We start from the raw sequence: 22,342 nt of genomic DNA, 5'->3' as shown, positions 1-22,342 counted from the left end.
TGAAAAATACATTTAGAACATAACATGTTTTGAGTAAATTCGACAATGGAAATGTATAAAAGTATGCCTCGAAAATGACAATAAAATTAACTACTATATGTACGATGTATAAAATCACGAAACGAAATATATAAATATGGGATAGAAGGGAGCGATTACCTTGAAAAAGGTGGAGAAAATTTTTATTCGTATATTAATAATACAATTTATTTGTCTTTGTGTTGTGCAATTGTTATTTATACATAAGTCATCAGTGAAATATTTATCTAAAATTGTTTATTATGAAGGTGTCACGGTAAAAAACAAAACAGAAATCTTACAGGTGAATAGGTAGTTTTCATTTTCTTCTAGGAAGGATTATGCTACAATAATTGAGGATTTAATGACGTGAAGCAAATGAGAAGAAGCAGGAGAATACCTGCTTTTCGTTTTGTTTTATAAGTGAAAAAATGAGGTGTTACAATGGATAAACAAATTTCAATTGCTATAGATGGTCCAGCAGCTGCTGGAAAAAGTACAGTCGCGAAAGTTGTAGCGAAGAAACTTTCTTACGTTTATATTGATACGGGGGCAATGTATCGTACAATTACATATGCAGCCCTTGAGCAAAAAGTGGATATTGAAAATGAAGAGCAGTTAATGGAAGTTGTAAAGAATGTAAATATTGAGTTTCAGCAAGGAGAAAATACACAACTTGTATTTTTAAATGGACAAGATGTTTCTGAAGTAATTCGTACACCTGAGGTGACGAATCGAGTATCTATTGTGGCGAAACATCGCCTTGTTCGTGAAGAAATGGTACGTCGTCAACAAGAGCTAGCGGAAAAAGGCGGCGTTGTAATGGATGGCCGTGATATTGGTACACATGTGTTACCAGATGCTGAAGTGAAGATCTTTATGCTTGCCTCTGTTGAAGAAAGAGCAGAAAGAAGACATTTAGAAAATATAAATAAAGGTTTCGATTCTAATTTAGAGCAGTTAAAAGAAGAAATTGCTCAGCGTGATAAATTAGATTCAGAACGCGAAGTTTCTCCTCTGAAAAAAGCTGATGATGCATTGGAATTAGATACAACTTCTTTATCAATTGAAGAAGTTGTCCAAAAAATTATGGGCATTGTTTCAGGAGTGTTTGCGAAATAAAGAAAGGGGATAGCCTCTTTCTTTTTTGTTTGTATAGAAATGTAAAGGATACGTGAATTGTGAGTCTCTTTCCTTGACAAATGATCGGATTTGTAAGAAGTTAGTAAAAGAGAGATAAAACTTTCAGAATATATTCGCTATTATATTTCAAAACATACTTTCTTCAAGATGATTTTGCTGTATACTATTTATATAGGTTTAATATATTTTCTGGTGAAATGTATGAAAACTGAGTATGTGATGATAAATTCTTAAACATGCAAATGAAAACATTTGTTTTCATTTCGTATATACATAAAAAATGCTTTGTCAATTCTGTAGGGAGGTATTTCCATGGTAGAGAAAATGAATGAAGAAGTTATGGATTCAAAAGAATTACAAGTTGGTGACGTTGTTACAGGTTCTGTAACGAAAGTTGAAGAGAAACAAGTGCTTGTAAATGTTGGATACAAAACAGATGGCGTAATTCCAATTAGTGAATTAGCTAACGTTCATATTGAAAAAGCAAGCGATGTGGTAGAATTAGATCAAATACTAGAATTAAAAATTATTAAATTAGAAGAGGATGATCTTGTCTTATCTAAACGTGCTGTTGATGCAGAAAAAGCATGGGTAGAATTACAAGAGAAATTTACTTCTGGTCATGTATTTGATGTTACTGTAAAAGATATCGTGAATGGTGGATTAGTTGTGGACCTTGGTGTTCGTGGGTTCATCCCAGCTTCACTTGTAGAAGTACATTATGTAGAAGATTTTACTGACTATAAAGGCAAAACATTAGCTGTGAAAATTGTTGAATTAGACCGCGAAAAAAACCGTGTAATTCTTTCGCATAAAGCAGTAGTAGAATTAGAACTAGATTCTAAGAAAAAAGAAGCAATTTCTTCATTAAAAGAAGGAGACGTTGTTGAAGGAACAGTGCAACGATTAACGGATTTTGGTGCTTTCGTTAACGTTGGTGGTGTGGATGGTTTAGTTCATATTTCACAAATTTCACACGAACGTGTAGAGCAACCTTCTGAAGTATTAGAGCAAGGTCAAAAGGTAAAAGTAAAGGTGTTATCAGTTGATGCTGATACACAACGTATTTCTTTATCAATTAAAGCAGCTCAACCGGGACCTTGGGAAAATGTTGCTGGAGAAATAAAAGCTGGAGATATTCGTGAAGGAGTAGTAAAACGCCTTGTTACGTTCGGTGCATTCGTTGAAATTTTACCTGGTGTTGAAGGTCTTGTGCACGTATCTCAAATTGCAAATCGTCACGTGAAAAATCCAAATGAGGCATTGGAAATGGGACAAGAAGTAAAAGTGAAAGTACTTGAAGTCCATGTAGCAGAGAAACGTATTTCTTTAAGTATAAAAGAAGCGCTTGAAGAAAATAATGTAACTGAAGATTACAGTCAGTATGAACCAAATGCTGATTCTGCTACTTTCCAATTAAGTGATATTATCGGTGAACAACTGAAAAAATTAAAGAAATAAAGAGGGGTACAAGTGGTAAGGGCAAAACGTAAATTAGATCATATTGAATACGCTCTTTCTACTGGTCAGTCTCGTACGCATGGCTTTCATGATATTGACTTTGTGCATCAAAGCTTGCCAAATTCAAGTTATGACACAATAACATGTGGAACAAAAATCGGCGAACTTTCACTAAGTTCGCCGATTTTTATCAATGCGATGACTGGTGGTGGAGGAGAGAAAACATTACATATTAATGAGCAATTAGCATATGTAGCGAAACATCATCATCTTGCTATGGCTGTAGGTTCGCAAATGGCAGCGTTAAAAGATGAAAGTGAGGCTGCATCTTTTAAGATTATCAGGAAGGTAAACCCAAATGGTACTTTCTTTGCTAATTTAGGTAGTGAGGCAACTATCGAACAGGCAAAGCGTGCTATTGATATGATTCAAGCGGATGCATTGCAAATTCATTTAAATGTTATACAGGAGTTAACAATGCCAGAAGGAGACCGTGACTTTACTGGTGTACTTCAACGCATTGAGAAAATTGTTTTAAAGAGTAAAGTTCCTGTCATTGTAAAAGAAGTTGGATTTGGGATGAATAAGGAAACAGTGCAACAGTTAGCGAGCATAGGTGTAACGGCAATTGATATTGGTGGACAAGGTGGTACGAATTTTGCTGCTGTTGAAAATGAAAGAAGACAGCGAATGCTTTCTTATTTTAATAACTGGGGCATACAAACAGCAACCTCGATTATTGAAGCAACCTCTACAAATAATAACCTCTCTTTTATTGCATCTGGGGGTATACAAACAGCGCTTGACGTAGCGAAAGCAATCGCATTAGGGGCGAATACAACTGCGTTTGCTGGATACTTTTTACGCATTTTAATGCAAGATGGTATCGAGAAGTTAGTGGATGAAATTGATCTATTACATACAGATTTGAAATTTATTATGACTGCTCTTGGTGCGAAGACGATAGAAGAGTTACAATCTGTACCTCTTGTTGTAAAGGGTGAAACATACCATTGGTTAACGCAGCGTGGTATTGATACGACGCATTATAGTAGAAGATAAAAAATCAACCGTTTGGTTGATTTTTTTGTTTTCTGTTCCTTTTTATTAATATAAAGTGAAGGATGGAATTAATATTCTATCAAAATAGAAGTAAAATAAAATTATTCTTATATATGTTATCTTGTCAAAATTGCGATTGAAAAATGTAGATAGTATGCTACTGGATTATTGAAGATGATTTAATTTTGCTAAGGGAAGTAGGTAGAGATAAATTTGAATCCTAGGAAGATTCATATATAAAATATTATTTTGATATAAGTAAAAATAATTGAAATAATTATGTAAAAGACGGTTTCGTACAATATCGAAACCGTCTTTTTGTATTCATTAGTGCTGATTTTGTTTTCGAGCTTGCTCTGGTGTATCAAGCCTAGTCGCACCCGGATATTGTAATGATTGGTCACGGTCAGATTCAACGCGGCGTGATTCTCTTAATTTTCGTTCTTGACGATCTTTACCCATAATGAATTGCACCTCCTTATTAAAAGTGTTGCTGTAATATGAAAAAACTATGCGCGAAGAAAGTGGATTAACTTTCATAAAAAGTTCCCATAATGGAAAACATAGGAGGTGAAATGATGGAAGGGAGTACTTTTTATTTTGTAGCTTGGATAGGGTGGATTATCGTAACTTTTTTTATGAAAAAGGACTCTATTCGTTGGAAGATAAGCGCCTGTATATTGATTTTTATTATTTGCTCTCCGTTACATGTAACGATTGCTTCATTCACGGTATCAGTAAATGCACTTTTACTTTCAGTTGTTGCATTTATAGGAATCACACTATATTCTATTTGGAAAAAATTATATAGCTTACTTTCGGCGCTTATTATTGCAATGTTATATACAAGTTTTCATTTGTTAGAAGTATATGATCCGATTTGGATTGTGATGGACAGGTTGTTTTTGTTAAGTGGTGCTCTTGTGTATGCATCGGTTTTATTACACGAGGATCGCATATTACGATTATGTTCTCTTTATATAGGAATGTTACAGGGAGAAATGTTAGTGACACTTATTTTTCGAAAGCTACATTTTCCTTACGATTACGGTAGTTTAGCGTTTTTTGATATCGTCGCCGTTTCTACATTTTTCATGTCAATTTTGTTTTGGATGGCAAAAGCATCAGTATATATGGAACAGTTCAAGAGAAAAACACGTAAAAGAAAGGCGAGGGTAATACATGACTGAATATACACCGGCCATTTTATGTGGCGTAATAGCGGGGACAGTAACAAGAGTGTTAATGCTCCGGACAGATACGCGGCAATATCCGACGAGGCTCCATGGGAAAATTATTCACATTGCGATGGGGTTAATTGCAGCGGCCTTAGGAGCAATTGCGATCCCGTCAATTTTGAAAAAAGATTTTTCTGCCATTACGTTTCTTACGTTAGCAGCAACACAGTTTCGTGATGTACGTAATATGGAAAGAAATACACTCCAACAATTAGATGGATATGAGCTCGTACCACGTGGAAATACATACATTGAAGGAATTGCATTAGTTTTTGAAAGTCGTAACTATTTGGCGATGTTAACGTCGTTTGCAACGACGTTTGCGTATATAGGATTCCGTTCATGGGTTGCTGGAGTAATTATGGCTATAATCGCATTTTTTATCGCGAAAAAATTAATGTCTGGTAAGAGGTTACATGATCTTGTTGAAATCGAGCATGTTCCGCTTCGTTTTGAAGGGGCGGGGCTATATATTGATAATATTTACATTATGAATATTGGATTGCCAGCAAGACAAGAGGAAATTATGAAATATGGAATGGGTTTTATTCTAAAGCCGAAGTCAATTGATGCGATGGTTACAATTGCAAATTTAGGGCAACGACAAGCTATTTTGCACGATGTTTCTGTTGCTTTAGGGATATATAGAGATTCTGGTACACCAGCGCTTGTACCGTTAGCAAAGCGTGATTTAGAGGATGGAAGAGTTGGGATCTTTGTCTTGCCACAAGATCAAGATGCAGAGAAAGCGATAGGCGTCATAGGGAATGTGCCGACGTTAGAGAGTGCCGTTCATATGTCATCGGAAGCCCCGAAAGGAAGGGGAGATAAGAGATGATGTTAGAAAGCGTTATTCTCGCGGTTATTACAACGAAACCAGAGAAATTTGGAGGTGGTGCTCCTTTGTTTACTTGTGAGACGACAGAGGAACTAGAATTTGTTGCAAATAATTTAGAAGCTATTTTAGATGGCATTGCGCATCGCTTACAAGAGAATGTATATATTATTGTGAAACATTAGCAACGTGTGGTATAATACGAGGTGTTTTGATACGTTGAGAATTATTCTGGAATGCAAATCCCTTCTTGCACAAAGAAGGGTTTTTTACATAATAAACAGAAGCAAGTTGAAAGGATGAAAGTATATGCCGAAACCAGTAATAGCAATAGTAGGCCGCCCGAACGTAGGAAAATCTACTATTTTCAATAGAATTGTTGGAGAAAGAGTTTCAATTGTAGAAGATATACCAGGTATAACGCGAGACCGTATTTATAGTGCGGGAGAATGGTTAAATCATGAGTTTAACATTATTGATACAGGTGGAATTGATATTGGAGACGAGCCATTTTTGACACAAATTCGTCAACAGGCGGAAGTAGCGATTGATGAAGCAGATGTTATCATTTTTATGACGAATGGTCGAGATGGTGTAACTGCAGCAGATGAAGAAGTTGCTAAAATTTTATACCGCTCTAAAAAACCAATTGTACTTGCGGTAAATAAGGTTGATAATCCAGAGATGCGTAGTGATATTTATGATTTCTATGCATTAGGATTTGGCGAGCCATTCCCGATTTCAGGTACACACGGTTTAGGACTTGGTGATTTGTTAGATGAAGCTGCAAAGCATTTTCCAAAGATTGAAGAAGAAGCGTATGACGATGAAACAATCCGTTTCTCTTTAATTGGACGTCCAAACGTAGGGAAATCATCACTTGTAAATGCACTTCTTGGTCAAGAACGTGTAATTGTAAGTAATATAGCGGGAACGACACGTGATGCGGTTGATACACCATATAGCAAAGATGGTCAAGATTATGTAATCATCGATACAGCTGGTATGCGTAAAAAAGGGAAAGTATACGAAAGTACAGAAAAATATAGTGTACTTCGTGCACTTAGAGCGATTGAACGTTCTGACGTTGTTTTAGTCGTTTTAGACGGAGAAGAAGGAATTATTGAACAAGATAAAAAAATCGCTGGATATGCTCATGATTCAGGACGTGCTGTTATTATCGTCGTAAACAAATGGGATGCCGTGAAAAAAGATGAAAAAACAATGAAAGCATTTGAAGAAAACATTCGCGCTCATTTCCAATTTTTAGAGTATGCGCCGATTGTATTCTTATCTGCGAAAACGAAAAAACGTACACAAACATTATTACCAGTTATTAATGAAGTAAATGAAAGTCATAGTATCCGTATTCAAACGAACGTATTAAATGATGTAATTATGGATGCGGTAGCGATGAATCCAACGCCGACTCATAATGGTAGCCGTCTGAAAATCTTCTATGCAACACAAGTTGCGGTAAAACCACCAACATTTGTTGTGTTTGTAAACGATACAGAATTAATGCACTTTTCATATGAGCGCTTCTTAAAGAATCGTTTACGTGAAGCGTTCGGTTTTGTAGGAACGCCGATTCACATTATCGCTAGAGCAAGAGACTAATGGAGAGGATGTGATTTTATGACAAAAATCACAGTAATAGGAGCAGGTAGCTGGGGAACAGCGTTAGCGATGGTATTAGCTGACAATGGACATGATGTACGTATTTGGGGAAATCGTACTGAACTTATGGATGAGATTAATACGAAACATGAGAACAGTCGATATCTCCCAGGCATTACATTGCCAAGCACAATCGTAGCCTACTCTTCTTTAGAAGAAGCATTAGTAGATGTAAATGTAGTACTTCTTGTAGTACCGACGAAAGCGTATAGAGAAGTGTTGCAAGATATGAAGAAATATGTAGCAGGTCCGACTATTTGGATTCATGCAAGTAAAGGAATTGAACCTGGTACGTCAAAGCGTATTTCGGAAGTGATTGAGGAAGAAATTCCAGAAAACTTGATTAAAGATGTTGTTGTACTGTCTGGACCAAGTCATGCTGAAGAAGTCGGCTTACGTCAAGCGACAACTGTTACATCTGCAGCAAAGCGTATGGAAGCGGCTGAGGAAGTGCAAGACATGTTTATGAATAGCTACTTCCGTGTATACACAAATCCAGATATCGTTGGAGTTGAGCTTGGCGGTGCGTTAAAAAATATTATCGCATTAGCTGCTGGAATAACTGATGGACTTGGATTAGGTGATAATGCAAAAGCGGCATTAATGACACGTGGTTTAACAGAGATTGCTCGTTTAGGAAGAAAGATGGGTGGAAATCCGTTAACGTTTGCTGGTCTAACTGGAATGGGAGACTTAATAGTAACGTGTACAAGTGTTCATAGCCGCAATTGGCGCGCTGGAAATATGCTTGGAAAAGGACACTCTTTAGAAGAAGTGTTAGAAAGTATGGGTATGGTTGTAGAAGGTGTAAGAACAACGAAAGCTGCTCATGAATTAGCAGAGAAAATGGAAGTTGAAATGCCGATTACAGCTGCTTTATATGACGTACTGTTCAATGGGAATAACGTAAAAGATGCGGTAGGCTCATTAATGGGACGTGTTCGAAAACATGAAGTGGAAGCTATTCCTGACTTGCTTTAAAGAAAAGCGACAGAAGTACATTTGTACTTCTGTCGCTTTTTTATTTTTTGGGTCTTTTCACCATTTTTTTATTTTTGCATAGGATGAAGAGTAACTTGAGGAGAGGGTGAAAAGAATGGATAATAACATTTTTAATAACATTGAAAAAGAAGCGAAAGTGAATAAAGAAGATATTTTTAAATTAGCATCATCTGTACAAAATGCGAATTTACGTGATGAGACTGTACTTCGTCAATTGATTCATCAAGTGGCTCTTATGGCAGGACGTGAAGTGCCGAAAGAACAAGAGGATCAAATTGTAAAAGCGATTATTAACAATAATATGCCGGCAGATTTTGGCTCGTTAAGCAAAATGTTTAAAAAATAAAATATGAGAAACAAAGAGTTTGTAGATTGCATATGATAGCCATGAAAGTATGGGAATAGAGCTGTTTTGGGCATATTTGGTCAACCGAAGCGAGGGATACACTCGTTTCGGTTTTTATTTTTATATACATTAATGGAAAATGTGGAAATTCTGTTGATTAAAGTTATATATTAGCAAATTCGTAGTAAAATGTTCTTTTTGTATTTGTTTAAAGATTTTAATTTGTTAAAATAGTATAAAAATAGATTAATAAAAAGGGGTGTGTATATGTCGGAAGGGCTTATAAAAATGTGGTTTGCTTTAGGGGCAATTGGATTTATGTTTTTTGCAGTAAGTTTTATTTTACTAAGTAGATATAAAATAAAGAATAAATTTTTGAAAGGGATTACAGCGTTAGTAGCGTACACCCTTATGATTGTGTCAGGAATTGTTATTTTTCTTGTTGTATTTAGTGGACCTGTACAGCAGTAAAGAGGATGGTCTCAAAAATGCTACATACGAAGCAAGTTATATTAGTATGAAAAGGTGATTGCTAGTGAAAAAAGTCCATATTATTTTAATATTTTGTTGTATGAGCCTTTTAACAGGGTGTTTGTATCCGAAAGAAAATATGAAACAAAATGCTGTTCCTTATGAAGATCAGCTACAAGTCGTTCAAAAAGCTGTTGCGACATTTAAAGAACAAAATGATGGGATATTGCCAATTAAGACGCGGGATATGAGTACGCCTATTTATCAAAAGTATCCAATCGATTTTCAAAAGATTGCTCCGCGTTACATACAAGAAGCACCGGGGAACGCATATGAAAGTGGTGGAGTATATCAGTATGTATTAATAGATGTTGAAACGAATCCAACTGTAAAGTTAATTGACGTAAGGATGGCTGAGCAAATTCAGGAATTAACATTGAAACTTAAAATGTACCGTGATGACCATCAATATCCACCTTTTAAAAAAGTAATTTCAGATGGTGTCTATGAATTAGATTTCAAAAAACTAGGATATAAAGATATACCACAAGTAACAAGTCCGTATTCTGGTAAAGGATTGCCTTTAGTAATAAATGAAAAAGGGGAAGTTTTTGTTGACTATAGAATGGATCTATATGAAGCATTAAAACAAAATGAAGGCCCATTTAAGGAGGGAGAAGATATCCGGAATATACTATCGAAAGATTCTCCATTTGTTCCTGCCTATTCTCTACCGTATACGGTAAAAGATGGAGAACCAATTTTTTTTAAATGATAAGTCATGAACCTTTCTTTTAGCGAATAAGTTCTAGAAGAAAGGTTTTTTATGTTATACAACTTGTGATGCAAACAAACGATATTTTTAAATAGTCATATGAAATTGGACAAAATTATATGATATATTGTCCGAACTTCTAGAATACCATTATATTATATCAGATATTATAGGCAACGTTAGAGAAGGTATTAGTTGACTATAAACGTGGAATTATTCCCAAAAATTTTGAGGGAGGGAATCACTTGGAAAAGGTAGATATTTTTAAAGATATTGCGGAACGCACAGGCGGTGATATTTATTTTGGAGTTGTAGGAGCTGTTCGAACAGGGAAATCAACATTCATTAAAAAATTTATGGAACTTGTAGTTATTCCTAATATTGAGAATGAGTCTGACCGTCAAAGGGCGCAGGATGAACTGCCTCAAAGTGCTGCTGGACGTACAATCATGACGACGGAACCGAAGTTTGTTCCAAACCAAGCGGTTTCTATCGAAGTAGATGAAGGTCTTGAAGTGAATATTCGATTGGTAGATTGCGTCGGATATACGGTTCCAGGAGCAAAAGGCTATGAAGATGAGAATGGCCCGCGCATGATTAATACTCCTTGGTATGAAGAACCTATTCCGTTCCATGAAGCTGCAGAAATCGGAACACGTAAAGTAATTCAGGAACATTCAACAATTGGTGTTGTGATTACAACAGATGGAACGATTGGTGAAATTCCAAGAAGAGATTATATAGAGGCAGAGGAACGCGTAGTAAATGAGTTAAAAGAGGTAGGAAAACCTTTCATTATGATCATTAACACTGTACAGCCATATCATCCAGATACAGAGCAATTGCGTCAAAGTTTATCTGAGGAATATGATATCCCAGTCATTGCAATGAGTGTCGAAAGTTTAAGAGAAACAGATGTGTACAATGTGCTTCGAGAGGCGTTATTTGAATTCCCTGTTTTAGAAGTGAATGTTAACCTTCCGAGCTGGGTAATGGTGCTAAATGAAGGGCATTGGTTACGCCAAAGTTATCAAGAAGCCGTTCAGGAGACTGTCAAGGATATAAAACGTCTTCGTGATGTGGACCGTGTTGTTTGGCAGTTTAGTCAGTATGAATTTATTGATCGAGCGAGTCTGGCTGGCATTGATATGGGGCAAGGTGTAGCAGAGATTGATTTATATGCACCAGATGAATTATATGATCAAATTTTAAAAGAAGTAGTAGGGGTAGAAATTCGAGGGAAAGATCATTTATTGAAACTTATGCTCGATTTGTCTCATGCGAAAGTAGAATACGATCAAGTGGCGGATGCCCTGCGTATGGTAAAGCAAACAGGATATGGTGTAGCGGCGCCTGCGCTAGCTGATATGAGCTTAGATGAGCCGGAAATTATTCGTCACGGTTCAAGGTTTGGTGTGAAATTAAAAGCTGTAGCTCCGTCTATTCATATGATTAAAGTAGATGTGGAGTCTACGTTTGAGCCAATCATAGGTACGGAAAAGCAAAGTGAAGAACTAGTTCGTTACTTAATGCAAGATTTTGAAGATGACCCATTATCAATTTGGAATTCTGATATATTTGGACGTTCGCTTAGCTCTATTGTTCGAGAAGGTATTCAAGCGAAACTATCTTTAATGCCAGAAAATGCGAGATATAAATTAAAAGAAACGCTAGAAAGAATTATTAATGAAGGATCTGGCGGATTAATTGCGATTATATTATAAGAAAAAAATCCCTCTCATCGCAGAGGGATTTTTTTTGATTTTCGCGTATAGAATAGAGAAATAAACAGTCATTATCTAATATATTGTTGTAAATTGTCAAGTTTCATCAGATTTTCACATTTTAAGAGTAACAATTTCCTTAAAAATATTGAATTATAAAGGAGAATCGTATAATATAGGCGTTGATAATGATTTATCTACATCTTTGTAGTATAGAATTTGCAAAAATTGCCTACAAATGAAAGTAAGACTCATTTTATGATCATTATACAGTCTTATCTTTGGGAGGAGGTGAATGGCATGAACAAGACAGATTTAATCAATGCTGTTGCAGAAGCAAGTTCCCTTTCTAAAAAGGACGCAACAAAAGCAGTAGACGCTGTTTTTGATTCTATCTTAGAAGCTTTAAAACAAGGTGATAAAGTACAACTGATCGGATTCGGTAACTTCGAAGTTCGTGAGCGTGCGGCTCGTAAAGGTCGTAACCCACAAACAGGTGAGGAGATTGAAATCGCTGCAAGTAAAGTACCTGCATTCAAACCTGGTAAAGCGTTAAAAGATGCGGTTAAATAATCCTTACATATTAACAGGGAAGAAGAGTTTCCTTTTTGGGAACTCTTCTTTTTGCTTTTAAAAACATAAATATGCTAGAATGTGTTCGTATCACTTTTAGGTTTTCGGGAGGGCTAGCGGATGGCAAAAGTTAATTTAGAACAAATTGAACATGCAGTACGCCTTATTTTAGAGGCGATCGGAGATGATCCAAATCGTGAGGGAGTACTTGATACACCAAAGCGTGTTGCAAAAATGTACGCAGAAGTGTTCGCGGGTATGCATGAAGATCCGAAAGAACATTTGCATAAAGTGTTCGGAGAAGATCACGAGGAGCTTGTATTAGTAAAAGATATACCGTTTTATTCGATGTGTGAGCATCATTTAGTTCCATTCTATGGAGTTGCTCACGTTGCATATATTCCGCAAGGCGGAAAAGTGACAGGGTTAAGTAAATTAGCTCGTACTGTAGATACAATTGCACGTCGTCCACAACTACAAGAACGTATTACATCAACAGTAGCGAACTCTATTATGGAAGTACTAGAGCCGCATGGTGTAATGGTAGTAGTAGAAGCGGAACATATGTGTATGACGATGCGTGGTGTGAAAAAGCCAGGTGCGAAAACAGTAACAACAGCAGTACGTGGTGTGCTAGAAAATGATGCTGCGGCACGTAGTGAAATTTTATCTTTTATTAAAACGAAGTAAAGAAAAGTGGGAAACTGCTTTTCTTTTTTTTTTTTTTGTAAATAAATGATATAGTTTTAGCAAGGCAGAGCGAGAATAGAAAGACTACTAAAAAGAATGGAAGATATTATTTAGTTCGATGGAAGTTTGGAAAGAGTAGCCAAGTTTTGGTTATAGAAAATAGAATGTATGTGTTATAATAAGTTTTATGAATTAGAAAACAAGGGTGATTTTTGTGTGTGACATCTACGGAGGGTATGCGGGTATAAGAGAGAAATTGATGGAGAAATTACGCCATCCTTATTTTATAAACTATATTGAAGAACCATTTATTGATGAAGAAAAAATAGCATTGTTATATGGTGCTTTAAAAAGTGCAAATTTACATATAGAACAAATTGAGCATTATGTAGTAACGATTATGCTTGTACAAATTGCGCTTGATACACATGAAAGAGTATCAAATAAAGCAGGGGAAGAAGCAAATGAATCGCATAAACGTCGCCAGTTAACAGTACTTGCTGGTGATTACTATAGCGGGTTATATTATTACTTATTGTCTATGAATCGTGATATTGTTTTAATTCGTGCGCTTGCTGAAGGAATTAAAGAAATTAATGAACACAAAATAATGTTATATCAAAAAGCGCACAAAACGATGGATGACATAATGGAAAGTGTAGTAACGATTGAGTCTGCACTCTTGCAAAAAACATGTGATCATTTTCATTTATCGCATTGGAAGCCGTTTATAACGTATGTACTAGGAAAAAATCGTCTTCAAAAAGAATGTGAACTATATGTTGATAAACAACATTCACCTGTTTTTCTAGCAGTTCAAGGAATTTTGAACGATAAAGCGGATGTAGAAACAGTTATTAATGGATGGAAGATGGAACTCAGAAAGAAAGAAAATCAATTTTTAGAAAATCACACAGATATAAGCGAAATAAACTCTGTGTTAAGAGATAAATCGAAGACATAAGCAATTTTACATTGGAAGAAGGTACGAGCATGCAACAATCAAAAGAAGAAAGAGTACATGATGTATTTGAGAAAATCTCTGATAAATACGATGTAATGAATTCTGTAATTAGTTTTCAAAGACATAAAGCGTGGCGTAAAGAGACGATGCGCATTATGGATGTAAAACCAGGTAGTAAAGCGCTTGATGTATGCTGCGGGACAGCAGACTGGACAATTGCGCTAGCTGGAGCGGTAGGTGAACAGGGCAAGGTTGTTGGTTTAGACTTCAGTGAAAATATGTTATCTGTCGGTAAGCAAAAGGTAGAAACGTTACAATTAAAACAAGTAGAACTTCTACACGGGAATGCAATGGAACTTCCATTTGAAGATAACACATTTGATTATGTAACGATTGGATTTGGTTTACGTAATGTACCGGATTATATGCACGTATTAAAAGAAATGACACGTGTAGTAAAACCAGGTGGAAAAGTAATTTGTTTGGAAACATCTCAACCAACAATGATTGGTTTTCGACAAGGGTATACTTTATACTTTAAATATATCATGCCGTTATTTGGAAAGTTATTTGCGAAAAGCTATAAAGAATATTCATGGCTACAAGAATCTGCTAGTACATTCCCTGGTATGAAAGAATTGGCTAATATGTTCGAAAAAGCTGGACTTGAACGTGTACAAGTGAAGCCGTTTACTTTTGGGGTAGCAGCGATGCATTTAGGCATGAAACCAGAATCAAAATAGAAAAAAGAAAAAAGAAAAAAGAAGTTTTAGGTTAAGGTGAACAATATGAAGTTACAACTTATGTACTCTTTTTTACGATCGGATATTAATGTGATAGAAAAAGAATTAAAAAGAACAGTTGCTTCTGAACAGCCATTAGTAGAAGAGGCGGCATTACAACTTATTGAAGCTGGTGGGAAGCGAATTCGTCCTGTATTTGTGTTGCTTGCGGGGAAATTTGGAGATTATAAGTTAGACGCAATTAAGCATGTAGCTGTTGCGTTAGAACTTATTCATATGGCTTCTCTTGTTCACGATGATGTTATTGATGCTGCATTTTTACGACGTGGTAGCGCAACTGTGAATGCGAAATGGGGAGATCGTATTGCAATGTATACAGGCGATTATCTATTCGCTAAGTCTCTTGAATGTATAACAAATATCGAAATTCCGGAGGCGCATCAGGCGCTATCGCATACCATTTTAGAAGTTTGTAAAGGTGAAATAGAACAAATTAAAGATAAATATAACTATGATCAAAACTTGAGAACGTATTTAAGAAGGATAAAGCGAAAAACAGCGTTATTAATTGCTGCGAGTTGTCAATTAGGAGCAATTGCAGCTGGCGCTAGTCGTGATACGGTAAATCGACTATTTTGGTATGGGTATTTTGTAGGAATGTCGTATCAAATTATTGATGACATTCTAGATTTCGTTTCCACAGAAGAGAAGCTTGGGAAACCTGCTGGCGGAGATTTGTTACAAGGAAATATTACGCTTCCTGCCCTATACGCTATGGAAGATTCAGTGCTTTGTAAGAAAATCAGATCTGTACACGAAAATACACAAGCGGATGAAATGAAAGAAATTATTGAGGCTGTAAAGAATAGTGCTGCTATTGATAAAGCATTTGCGTTTAGTGAACGTTATTTACATAAAGCATTAGAAATTATAAAACCACTCCCACGTGGACAAGCGAAGTATGCATTACAAAATGTAGCAAAGTATATTGGGAAACGAAAATTTTAGTGTTTTTTCTAAAAAATAAAATAATCTCTCTATTTCAAAACTATTGCACAATTGTGATAAGGGTGTTAATATGTGTGTGGGGATATACAATTACATACATAATTCAGAAGTGGAGAGATTTTTTATGGAAAAAACATTTCTAATGGTTAAACCAGACGGTGTACAACGTGCCTTCATTGGGGAAATTGTAGCTCGTTTTGAGAAGAAGGGCTTTCAATTAGTTGGTGCAAAATTAATGCAAGTTACTCCGGAAATTGCTGGACAACACTATGCTGAGCACACAGAAAAACCTTTCTTTGGTGAATTAGTAGACTTTATTACATCTGGCCCTGTATTTGCAATGGTATGGCAAGGTGAAGGTGTAGTAGATACAGCTCGTAACATGATGGGTAAAACAAGACCACATGAAGCAGCTCCTGGAACAATTCGTGGAGATTTCGGTGTAACTGTTGCGAAAAACATTATCCATGGTTCTGATTCGTTAGAAAGTGCAGAGCGCGAGATTGCTATTTTCTTTAAAGAAGAAGAATTAGTTGACTACTCAAAATTAATGAATGAATGGATTTACTAATTATTTTGAAATAATTTGTAAACGCTTTAATTACTGTGATAATAGTAAAAAGTGCAAGAAGAATAGGGGTATTCTTCTTGCACTTTTTTTATTTCAATTAGTTACGAAGTTAGAGCCGTTATGATATATTGATATGTAAAGTAAAAGGCCTATCGGAGAATAAGCGAATGGCTGATCAATTATATAGTTTCTTTCATATTTTTAGAGTAATGAAAGATAAAATCATTGCTTAATATAGCGAGATAAATACATATACGAAAAGAGGAATAACGTATGCGATATATTACAGCTGGTGAATCTCATGGTCCACAACTTACAACGATTATAGAAGGTGTACCAGCAGGACTACCTTTAGTAGCGGATGATATAAATGAAGAGTTAGCTAGAAGGCAAAAGGGATATGGGCGTGGTAGACGCATGCAAATTGAAACGGATCAAGCGCAAATCGTAAGTGGTGTTAGACATGGAGAGACATTAGGTTCTCCAATTGCACTTGTTGTTGAAAACCGTGATTTTGCACATTGGACAAAAATTATGGGTGCAGAGCCGTTAACGGAACAAGAAGAAAAAGAAATGAAAAGGAAAGTAACAAAACCAAGACCTGGACATGCTGATTTAAATGGTGCGATTAAATACGGGCATAGAGATATGAGAAATGTACTGGAACGTTCTTCAGCTCGTGAAACAACAGTACGTGTTGCTGCTGGTGCGGTTGCAAAAAAAGTGTTAGCGGAACTTGGTATTACAGTAGCGGGCCATGTAATTGAAATTGGCGGTGTACAAGCTAAGGAGACTACGTATCGTTCAATTGAAGAATTAAAAAGCATTACAGAAGCATCACCGGTACGTTGTTTAGATGAAGAAGCTGGTAACCAAATGATTAAAGCAATTGATGATGCGAAAGCAAATGGTGATTCAATCGGTGGCATTGTTGAAGTAATTGTGGAAGGCATGCCAATTGGAGTAGGGAGCTATGTGCATTATGATCGAAAACTGGATGCAAAATTAGCAACCGCAATTATGAGCATTAATGCCTTTAAAGGTGTTGAGATTGGAATTGGTTTTGAAGCAGCACATAGACCGGGTAGCGAAGTTCATGATGAAATTCTTTGGAATGAAGAGTGTGGATATACACGAAGAACAAATAATGCAGGTGGATTAGAAGGTGGTATGACGACTGGAATGCCAATTGTTGTGCGAGGTGTGATGAAACCGATACCTACACTATATAAACCTCTTCAAAGTGTCGATATTGATACGAAAGAGCCTTTTACAGCAAGTATTGAACGTTCAGATAGTTGTGCTGTTCCGGCAGCTAGTGTCGTTGCAGAAGCGGTTGTAGCTTGGGAATTAGCTACAGCTTTAATAGAACAATTCGGATTAGATCGTATGGACCTTATTCGTGAAAATATTGAGAAACATAATGAATATGCGAGGGGATTTTAATGGGAAACATACATATTCAAACGAAATCAAAAGAATATGATGTGCATGTAGGAAAAGAATCGTTGTCACATTTGACAACAATCATTCAAAACATGCAGCCATCTGTATCAAACATCATGATCATTTCAGATGAAGCTGTTGCAACTTTACATTTACAGACAGTTGTAGATGCGTTGCAAATAGAGCAAAAAGTATTTTCATTCATTGTACCGAGTGGCGAGAAAGAGAAGTCTTTTGAAAATTTCTATGCAGCTCATACGTCAGCTCTTGAAAATAAATTAGATAGAAATTCTTTAATTATTGCACTTGGCGGCGGGATGATTGGAGATTTAGCTGGCTTTGTTGCCGCGTCGTTTATGCGTGGAATCCGCTTTATTCAAGTTCCAACGACTTTATTAGCTCACGATAGCGCAGTAGGTGGGAAAGTAGCCATTAATCATCCGTTAGGTAAAAATATGATAGGAGCATTCCATCAACCAGAAGCAGTTGTATATCATACGCCATTTTTACAGTCTCTTCCCGAAAAAGAGTGGCGTTCAGGTTATGCAGAAGTGATAAAACATGCACTAATTGGTGATGTAAAGCTGTATCATTGGCTAAAAGAAGAAGTGCAAACATTAGCAGATCTTCATGATGAGAAGTTAATCCATATATTAACGAAGGCGATTCCTGTAAAGGCAAACATTGTAGCACAAGATGAAACAGAAAAAGGTGTACGTGCTCATTTGAACTTTGGACATACGTTAGGCCATGCTCTTGAAAAAGAACTAGGATATGGAAATATTACTCACGGTGACGGAGTAGCGATTGGAATGTTATTTGCCTTGTTTTTAAGTGAGCAAGTGTATAAGGTTGATCTTTCTTATGAAGAGATGAAGCAGTGGTTCTTAAAGTACGGCTATCCAAAAATGCCAAGTGATTTGAATGTAGAGCGTCTCGTTCAATTGATGAAACAAGATAAGAAAGCGAATGCTGGAGCAATTCATATGGTGTTAATGCAGGAATATGGGGTAGTGAATGTCGTATCTATTTCAGATGAGACTGTTCATATTGCGTTAGAGGCATTTCAAAAAGATATGGTTTAAAATGGATAGCGAAGTGCTGTGAAGTGCTCATTTAGAGGTATTCTCGTAATAGTGACGGTTATGATAAAAGATTACAGTAAGGGGCTATAACTGTATTGTAATCAAATTGAATGAAATGACTGGGGGAAGAAAAATGAGAGTGAAAGAGCAATTGTTAACTTTGAGAGCGTATGTGCCTGGGAAAAACATTGAAGAAGTAAAAAGGGAATATGGATTATCAAAAATTGTGAAATTAGCATCGAACGAAAATCCATTCGGTTGCTCAGCACGTGTGACAGAAGCATTAACTTCTTTAGCAAGCCAATATGCCCTTTATCCAGATGGATATGCCTTTGAACTTCGGACAAAAGTAGCGGAACATTTAGGTGTAAAAGCAGAACAACTATTATTTGGTAGTGGATTAGATGAAGTCATTCAAATGATTAGCCGAGCGTTACTACATGAAGGAACAAACATTGTAATGGCGAATCCTACGTTTTCACAATATCATCACCATGCTGTTATTGAAGGAGCAGAAGTTCGTGAAGTATCACTTAAAGATGGTATTCACGATTTAGATGCAATGCTAGAGCAAGTAGATGAGAAAACGAAAATTGTATGGATTTGTAATCCGAATAATCCGACAGGTACATATGTTGAGAAACAAAAATTACTTTCATTTTTAGAATCAGTTCCTAAGTCAGCGCTTGTTATTATGGACGAAGCATATTATGAATATGCGAGAGCAGAAGACTATCCGCAAACATTACCACTTCTTGAAAAGTATGAAAATATTATGGTATTACGTACATTTTCAAAAGCATATGGTTTAGCTGCTTTCCGTATCGGCTATGCGATTGGGGATGCGAAGTTAATTGGGCAGTTAGAAGTAGCAAGGTTACCATTTAATACATCGACTGTAGCGCAATCTGTAGCAATAGCTGCATTAGAAGATCAAAAGTTTCTAGAAGAATGTGTGCAGAAAAACGCTGAAGGTTTAAATCAATACTATGCATTTTGTAAGGAATATAACGTATTCTATTATCCATCTCAAACAAATTTCATTTTCTTAAAACTTGGTATTCCTGGTAATGAAGCTTTCGAACGATTAATGAAGAAAGGATATATTGTTCGTTCTGGAGCTGCATTTGGTATACATGATGGTATTCGTATTACTGTCGGTTTGAAAGAAGAAAATGATGAAATTATAGAATTACTGAAAGGGCTTGTAAAAGAGCAAGTAAAAAAAGAAGAAACATACTCTTAAGAGTTTGTGAAGGCTCCTATTATAGGAGTCTTTTTTATTTATATAAAGATTGAGGTTAAGAAGGCCTATAAATCTCGATCTGTGCGGGGCAATAATGAATAAGGAAAGTTATTTGCATGGTAATGAAAGAAAACGGTACAATAGAAAGTAGTAATGCGGTATCGGTGTCATATTCGAATCGTTATCAGTGAAAGTACAAGAAGAAGTATGCTCATTCTAAAGGTTGCGTTCTTACACCTAGTTGCTTATGATAAATGAACAGAAAAGAATATTTTTTAGAATTAAAGGAGACGTTTATGCAAAAGTTTGAACAAGCTGTTTCATATATTGAAAATGGTGAAGCTGAAAAAGGGTTACAATTATTAAAAGAACAATTAAAAATTGCGAATGATGAAGAGAAGTATGATATCGCTCGCTATTATCATACACTTGGATTTACGGATGAAGCGTTAGCTATTACAGAAGACTTACGTTTATTGTATCCAGAAGAAAGTGAATTCACTGTATTTTTAGCAGAATTATATATTGATCTAGACAAAGAAGATGAAGCGATTGAAGTGCTTCATGATATTCCAGAAAATGATGATTTATATGTTCAATCGTTATTACTTGTTGCGGATTTATTCCAAATGCAAGGTTTCGATGATGTAGCAGAACAAAAACTACTAAAGGCGAAAGAAATGATGCCTGATGAGCCTGTTATTACGTTTGGCTTAGCAGAGTTATATAGTAGTAAAGGTGAAGAACAAAAGGCAATCACTCATTATGAGTCGCTATTAGCGGAACATAAAGTAATGGGTGGTGTTGTCATTGCACTTCGCCTCGCAGAAACGTTAAGTGCGATTGGAAATTGGGAAGAAGCGATCTCTTACTACGAAGCAGGTTTAGAGGAACAAAAAGATATCCATTCATTATTTGGATATGCCTTCACACTATACCAAGGTGAAGAATACCAAAGAGCAATTGGTGCTTGGCAAGAACTAAAAGAATTGGATCCTGAGTATGCATCACTTTACATGTATTTAGCGAAAAGCTATGAAAAAGAAGGGATGCTTCAAGAAAGCTATGAAACACTTCAAGAAGGAATTAAAGTAGATGAGCTTTCTGTACCATTTTATGTAGAAGTAGCGAACATTGCGGCGAAATTAGGGAAAATAGCGGAAGCAGAGGAAGTGCTTCAAAAAGCACTTGAGTTAGATCCAGGACATTTAGGTGCAACATTAAAATATGCGTATATCTTAAAAGAACAAGAAAAGTATGAAGAGCTAATTGGAGTTGTAGAGCGTGCTATTGATAGCGGAGAACCGGATACACAACTACTTTGGGATCTTGCGTTTGCAAAAAAACAATTAGAAATGTATTCTGATGCATTAAAACACTATGAAAGTGCATATACTTCTTTTAAGAATCATCCAGACTTCTTGGAAGAGTACGGTTATTTCTTATTGGAAGAAGGTATGCGAAAAGAGGCGAAAGAAGTATTTACACAGTTAATACAACTAGACCCGACACAAATTCATATTGAAGAATTGTTATATAATTTAGAGGATTTTTCATAAGTTGGAAGGAAACTGAATGCCGCTTCTTGAATCTAAAAAGAAAAGAGAAAGACAGAGGAGGGACTTAATTGCTATGAATACCCCTGTTTCTGTAAACGAGAAGAAGGATTTTGTAAAATGGTTTTTGAATAATTACCAACTGAAACAGCGTGAATGTGTATGGATTTTGAATTATTTAATGAGTCACGACCAATTGATGCATAAAGTCCACTTCGTAGAGCATGCAAAATATTGTCCGCGTGGCTTAGTGATGTCCGCGAATTGTGTAAAAGATACACCGTTTCACTTTTTCAAACAAAATGTTATGACAACAGATGCTGAAAAATCGTTTCATGATATTCGTTTAAATCGAGATGAAGACATTTATATTCAACTCAATTTTAAATCATCATTTCAAAATGCTAATTATGTAGCTGTATTAGAAGAAAACCCGTATTTACCAAAGCATATTGAAGTAAATGAAAAAGATCGTTTACTTGCAGAAAGATTTTTAGAAGAAAGTGTATTTTCTTTTAGAAGAGAACGTCTTTTGAAACAAATTGATGAAGCGCTGGATAAGCAAGATAAGGAAGCGTTTCATAGGTTAACAGCGGAGTTAAAGATGTTATAGAATTCATTTGGATTCATTAAATTTTACAAATTTCAGACTTTTTAAGAAAAACTACCTTAATATAGGTAGTTTTTCTTTTTTTACCTCTTTTA

At 35.9% G+C, this 22,342-nt stretch carries 25 protein-coding genes; 24 read left to right on the top strand and 1 reads right to left on the bottom strand.

Annotated elements, in window-relative coordinates:
- Positions 1–160: 160 nt before the first annotated feature.
- From DN390_RS30830 to DN390_RS25460, 4 genes are all read left to right on the top strand, one after another.
- On the top strand, positions 161–334 hold the full coding sequence (locus DN390_RS30830; RefSeq protein WP_060630170.1) for a YpfB family protein: 174 nt from the start codon (positions 161–163) through the stop codon (positions 332–334).
- Positions 335–462: 128 nt separating this feature from the next.
- Positions 463–1,140 carry a (d)CMP kinase gene (cmk, locus tag DN390_RS25470; RefSeq protein ID WP_060630171.1) on the top strand — a complete coding sequence of 226 codons (678 nt, stop codon included), beginning with the start codon at positions 463–465 and terminating at the stop codon, positions 1,138–1,140.
- Positions 1,141–1,473: 333 nt separating this feature from the next.
- Positions 1,474–2,622: a 30S ribosomal protein S1 gene (gene rpsA, locus DN390_RS25465; protein ID WP_063224167.1), complete on the top strand. Its 1,149-nt coding sequence runs from the start codon at positions 1,474–1,476 to the stop codon at positions 2,620–2,622.
- Between the two features lie 12 nt (positions 2,623–2,634).
- The gene (locus DN390_RS25460; protein ID WP_147808807.1) at positions 2,635–3,684 is read left to right on the top strand and encodes a type 2 isopentenyl-diphosphate Delta-isomerase; all 1,050 of its coding nucleotides are present in this window, start codon (positions 2,635–2,637) and stop codon (positions 3,682–3,684) included.
- A 327-nt stretch (positions 3,685–4,011) separates the two neighbouring features.
- Here the strand turns inward: DN390_RS25460 and DN390_RS25455 are convergent, their stop codons facing one another.
- Positions 4,012–4,146: a YpzI family protein gene (locus DN390_RS25455; RefSeq protein ID WP_147808806.1), complete on the bottom strand. Its 135-nt coding sequence runs from the start codon at positions 4,144–4,146 to the stop codon at positions 4,012–4,014.
- Positions 4,147–4,262: 116 nt separating this feature from the next.
- Here DN390_RS25455 and DN390_RS25450 point away from each other — a divergent pair, with 116 nt between their 5' ends.
- From DN390_RS25450 to DN390_RS25355, 20 genes are all read left to right on the top strand, one after another.
- Positions 4,263–4,874 (top strand): YphA family membrane protein, encoded by a 612-nt coding sequence (locus DN390_RS25450; RefSeq protein WP_060630174.1) that lies wholly within the window; start codon positions 4,263–4,265, stop codon positions 4,872–4,874.
- A complete protein-coding gene (locus DN390_RS25445; protein ID WP_060630175.1) occupies positions 4,867–5,760 on the top strand; it encodes a YIEGIA family protein in 894 nt (297 codons plus the stop codon). The genes DN390_RS25450 and DN390_RS25445 overlap by 8 nt, the downstream gene beginning before the upstream one ends.
- A complete protein-coding gene (locus tag DN390_RS25440; protein WP_060630176.1) occupies positions 5,757–5,942 on the top strand; it encodes a capping complex subunit for YIEGIA in 186 nt (61 codons plus the stop codon). The genes DN390_RS25445 and DN390_RS25440 overlap by 4 nt, the downstream gene beginning before the upstream one ends.
- Before the next feature lie 124 nt (positions 5,943–6,066).
- The gene (der, locus tag DN390_RS25435; RefSeq protein WP_060630177.1) at positions 6,067–7,377 is read left to right on the top strand and encodes a ribosome biogenesis GTPase Der; all 1,311 of its coding nucleotides are present in this window, start codon (positions 6,067–6,069) and stop codon (positions 7,375–7,377) included.
- 18 nt (positions 7,378–7,395) lie between these two features.
- Positions 7,396–8,418, top strand: coding sequence for an NAD(P)H-dependent glycerol-3-phosphate dehydrogenase (locus DN390_RS25430; protein ID WP_060630178.1), 1,023 nt, complete (start codon positions 7,396–7,398; stop codon positions 8,416–8,418).
- 115 nt (positions 8,419–8,533) lie between these two features.
- The gene (locus DN390_RS25425; protein ID WP_000369753.1) at positions 8,534–8,785 is read left to right on the top strand and encodes a stage VI sporulation protein F; all 252 of its coding nucleotides are present in this window, start codon (positions 8,534–8,536) and stop codon (positions 8,783–8,785) included.
- A 267-nt stretch (positions 8,786–9,052) separates the two neighbouring features.
- Positions 9,053–9,256 carry a DUF2768 domain-containing protein gene (locus tag DN390_RS25420; protein ID WP_001288995.1) on the top strand — a complete coding sequence of 68 codons (204 nt, stop codon included), beginning with the start codon at positions 9,053–9,055 and terminating at the stop codon, positions 9,254–9,256.
- A 64-nt stretch (positions 9,257–9,320) separates the two neighbouring features.
- Positions 9,321–10,031 carry a hypothetical protein gene (locus tag DN390_RS25415; protein ID WP_060630179.1) on the top strand — a complete coding sequence of 237 codons (711 nt, stop codon included), beginning with the start codon at positions 9,321–9,323 and terminating at the stop codon, positions 10,029–10,031.
- Positions 10,032–10,276: 245 nt separating this feature from the next.
- Positions 10,277–11,755, top strand: coding sequence for a stage IV sporulation protein A (gene spoIVA / locus DN390_RS25410; RefSeq protein WP_000416522.1), 1,479 nt, complete (start codon positions 10,277–10,279; stop codon positions 11,753–11,755).
- Positions 11,756–12,055: 300 nt separating this feature from the next.
- Positions 12,056–12,328, top strand: a complete 273-nt coding sequence (locus DN390_RS25405; RefSeq protein WP_001043860.1) for an HU family DNA-binding protein — start codon at positions 12,056–12,058, stop codon at positions 12,326–12,328.
- Between the two features lie 120 nt (positions 12,329–12,448).
- Positions 12,449–13,018 carry a GTP cyclohydrolase I FolE gene (gene folE / locus DN390_RS25400; RefSeq protein WP_001151478.1) on the top strand — a complete coding sequence of 190 codons (570 nt, stop codon included), beginning with the start codon at positions 12,449–12,451 and terminating at the stop codon, positions 13,016–13,018.
- 214 nt (positions 13,019–13,232) lie between these two features.
- The gene (locus DN390_RS25395; RefSeq protein ID WP_147808805.1) at positions 13,233–13,982 is read left to right on the top strand and encodes a heptaprenyl diphosphate synthase component 1; all 750 of its coding nucleotides are present in this window, start codon (positions 13,233–13,235) and stop codon (positions 13,980–13,982) included.
- Positions 13,983–14,011: 29 nt separating this feature from the next.
- Positions 14,012–14,725 carry a 2-heptaprenyl-1,4-naphthoquinone methyltransferase gene (menG, locus tag DN390_RS25390; RefSeq protein WP_060630181.1) on the top strand — a complete coding sequence of 238 codons (714 nt, stop codon included), beginning with the start codon at positions 14,012–14,014 and terminating at the stop codon, positions 14,723–14,725.
- 45 nt (positions 14,726–14,770) lie between these two features.
- A complete protein-coding gene (gene hepT / locus DN390_RS25385; RefSeq protein WP_147808804.1) occupies positions 14,771–15,733 on the top strand; it encodes a heptaprenyl diphosphate synthase component II in 963 nt (320 codons plus the stop codon).
- 124 nt (positions 15,734–15,857) lie between these two features.
- Complete coding sequence (ndk, locus tag DN390_RS25380) at positions 15,858–16,304, top strand: nucleoside-diphosphate kinase (RefSeq protein ID WP_000415885.1); 447 nt, start codon at positions 15,858–15,860, stop codon at positions 16,302–16,304.
- 273 nt (positions 16,305–16,577) lie between these two features.
- Positions 16,578–17,750: a chorismate synthase gene (gene aroC / locus DN390_RS25375; protein WP_147808803.1), complete on the top strand. Its 1,173-nt coding sequence runs from the start codon at positions 16,578–16,580 to the stop codon at positions 17,748–17,750.
- Positions 17,750–18,835 carry a 3-dehydroquinate synthase gene (gene aroB / locus DN390_RS25370; RefSeq protein WP_147808802.1) on the top strand — a complete coding sequence of 362 codons (1,086 nt, stop codon included), beginning with the start codon at positions 17,750–17,752 and terminating at the stop codon, positions 18,833–18,835. The genes aroC and aroB overlap by 1 nt, the downstream gene beginning before the upstream one ends.
- 133 nt (positions 18,836–18,968) lie before the next feature.
- A complete protein-coding gene (gene hisC, locus DN390_RS25365; protein WP_147808801.1) occupies positions 18,969–20,081 on the top strand; it encodes a histidinol-phosphate transaminase in 1,113 nt (370 codons plus the stop codon).
- Positions 20,082–20,377: 296 nt separating this feature from the next.
- Entirely contained in the window at positions 20,378–21,640 is a 1,263-nt protein-coding gene (locus DN390_RS25360; RefSeq protein ID WP_147808800.1) for a tetratricopeptide repeat protein, read from the top strand.
- Between the two features lie 73 nt (positions 21,641–21,713).
- Complete coding sequence (locus DN390_RS25355; RefSeq protein WP_001095923.1) at positions 21,714–22,250, top strand: ReoY family proteolytic degradation factor; 537 nt, start codon at positions 21,714–21,716, stop codon at positions 22,248–22,250.
- Positions 22,251–22,342: the final 92 nt, after the last annotated feature.

The organism is Bacillus sp. SH7-1 (assembly GCF_008042405.1).
Lineage (GTDB): Bacteria > Bacillota > Bacilli > Bacillales > Bacillaceae_G > Bacillus_A > Bacillus_A thuringiensis_N.
This window is presented reverse-complemented; position numbering and strand designations above follow the sequence as displayed.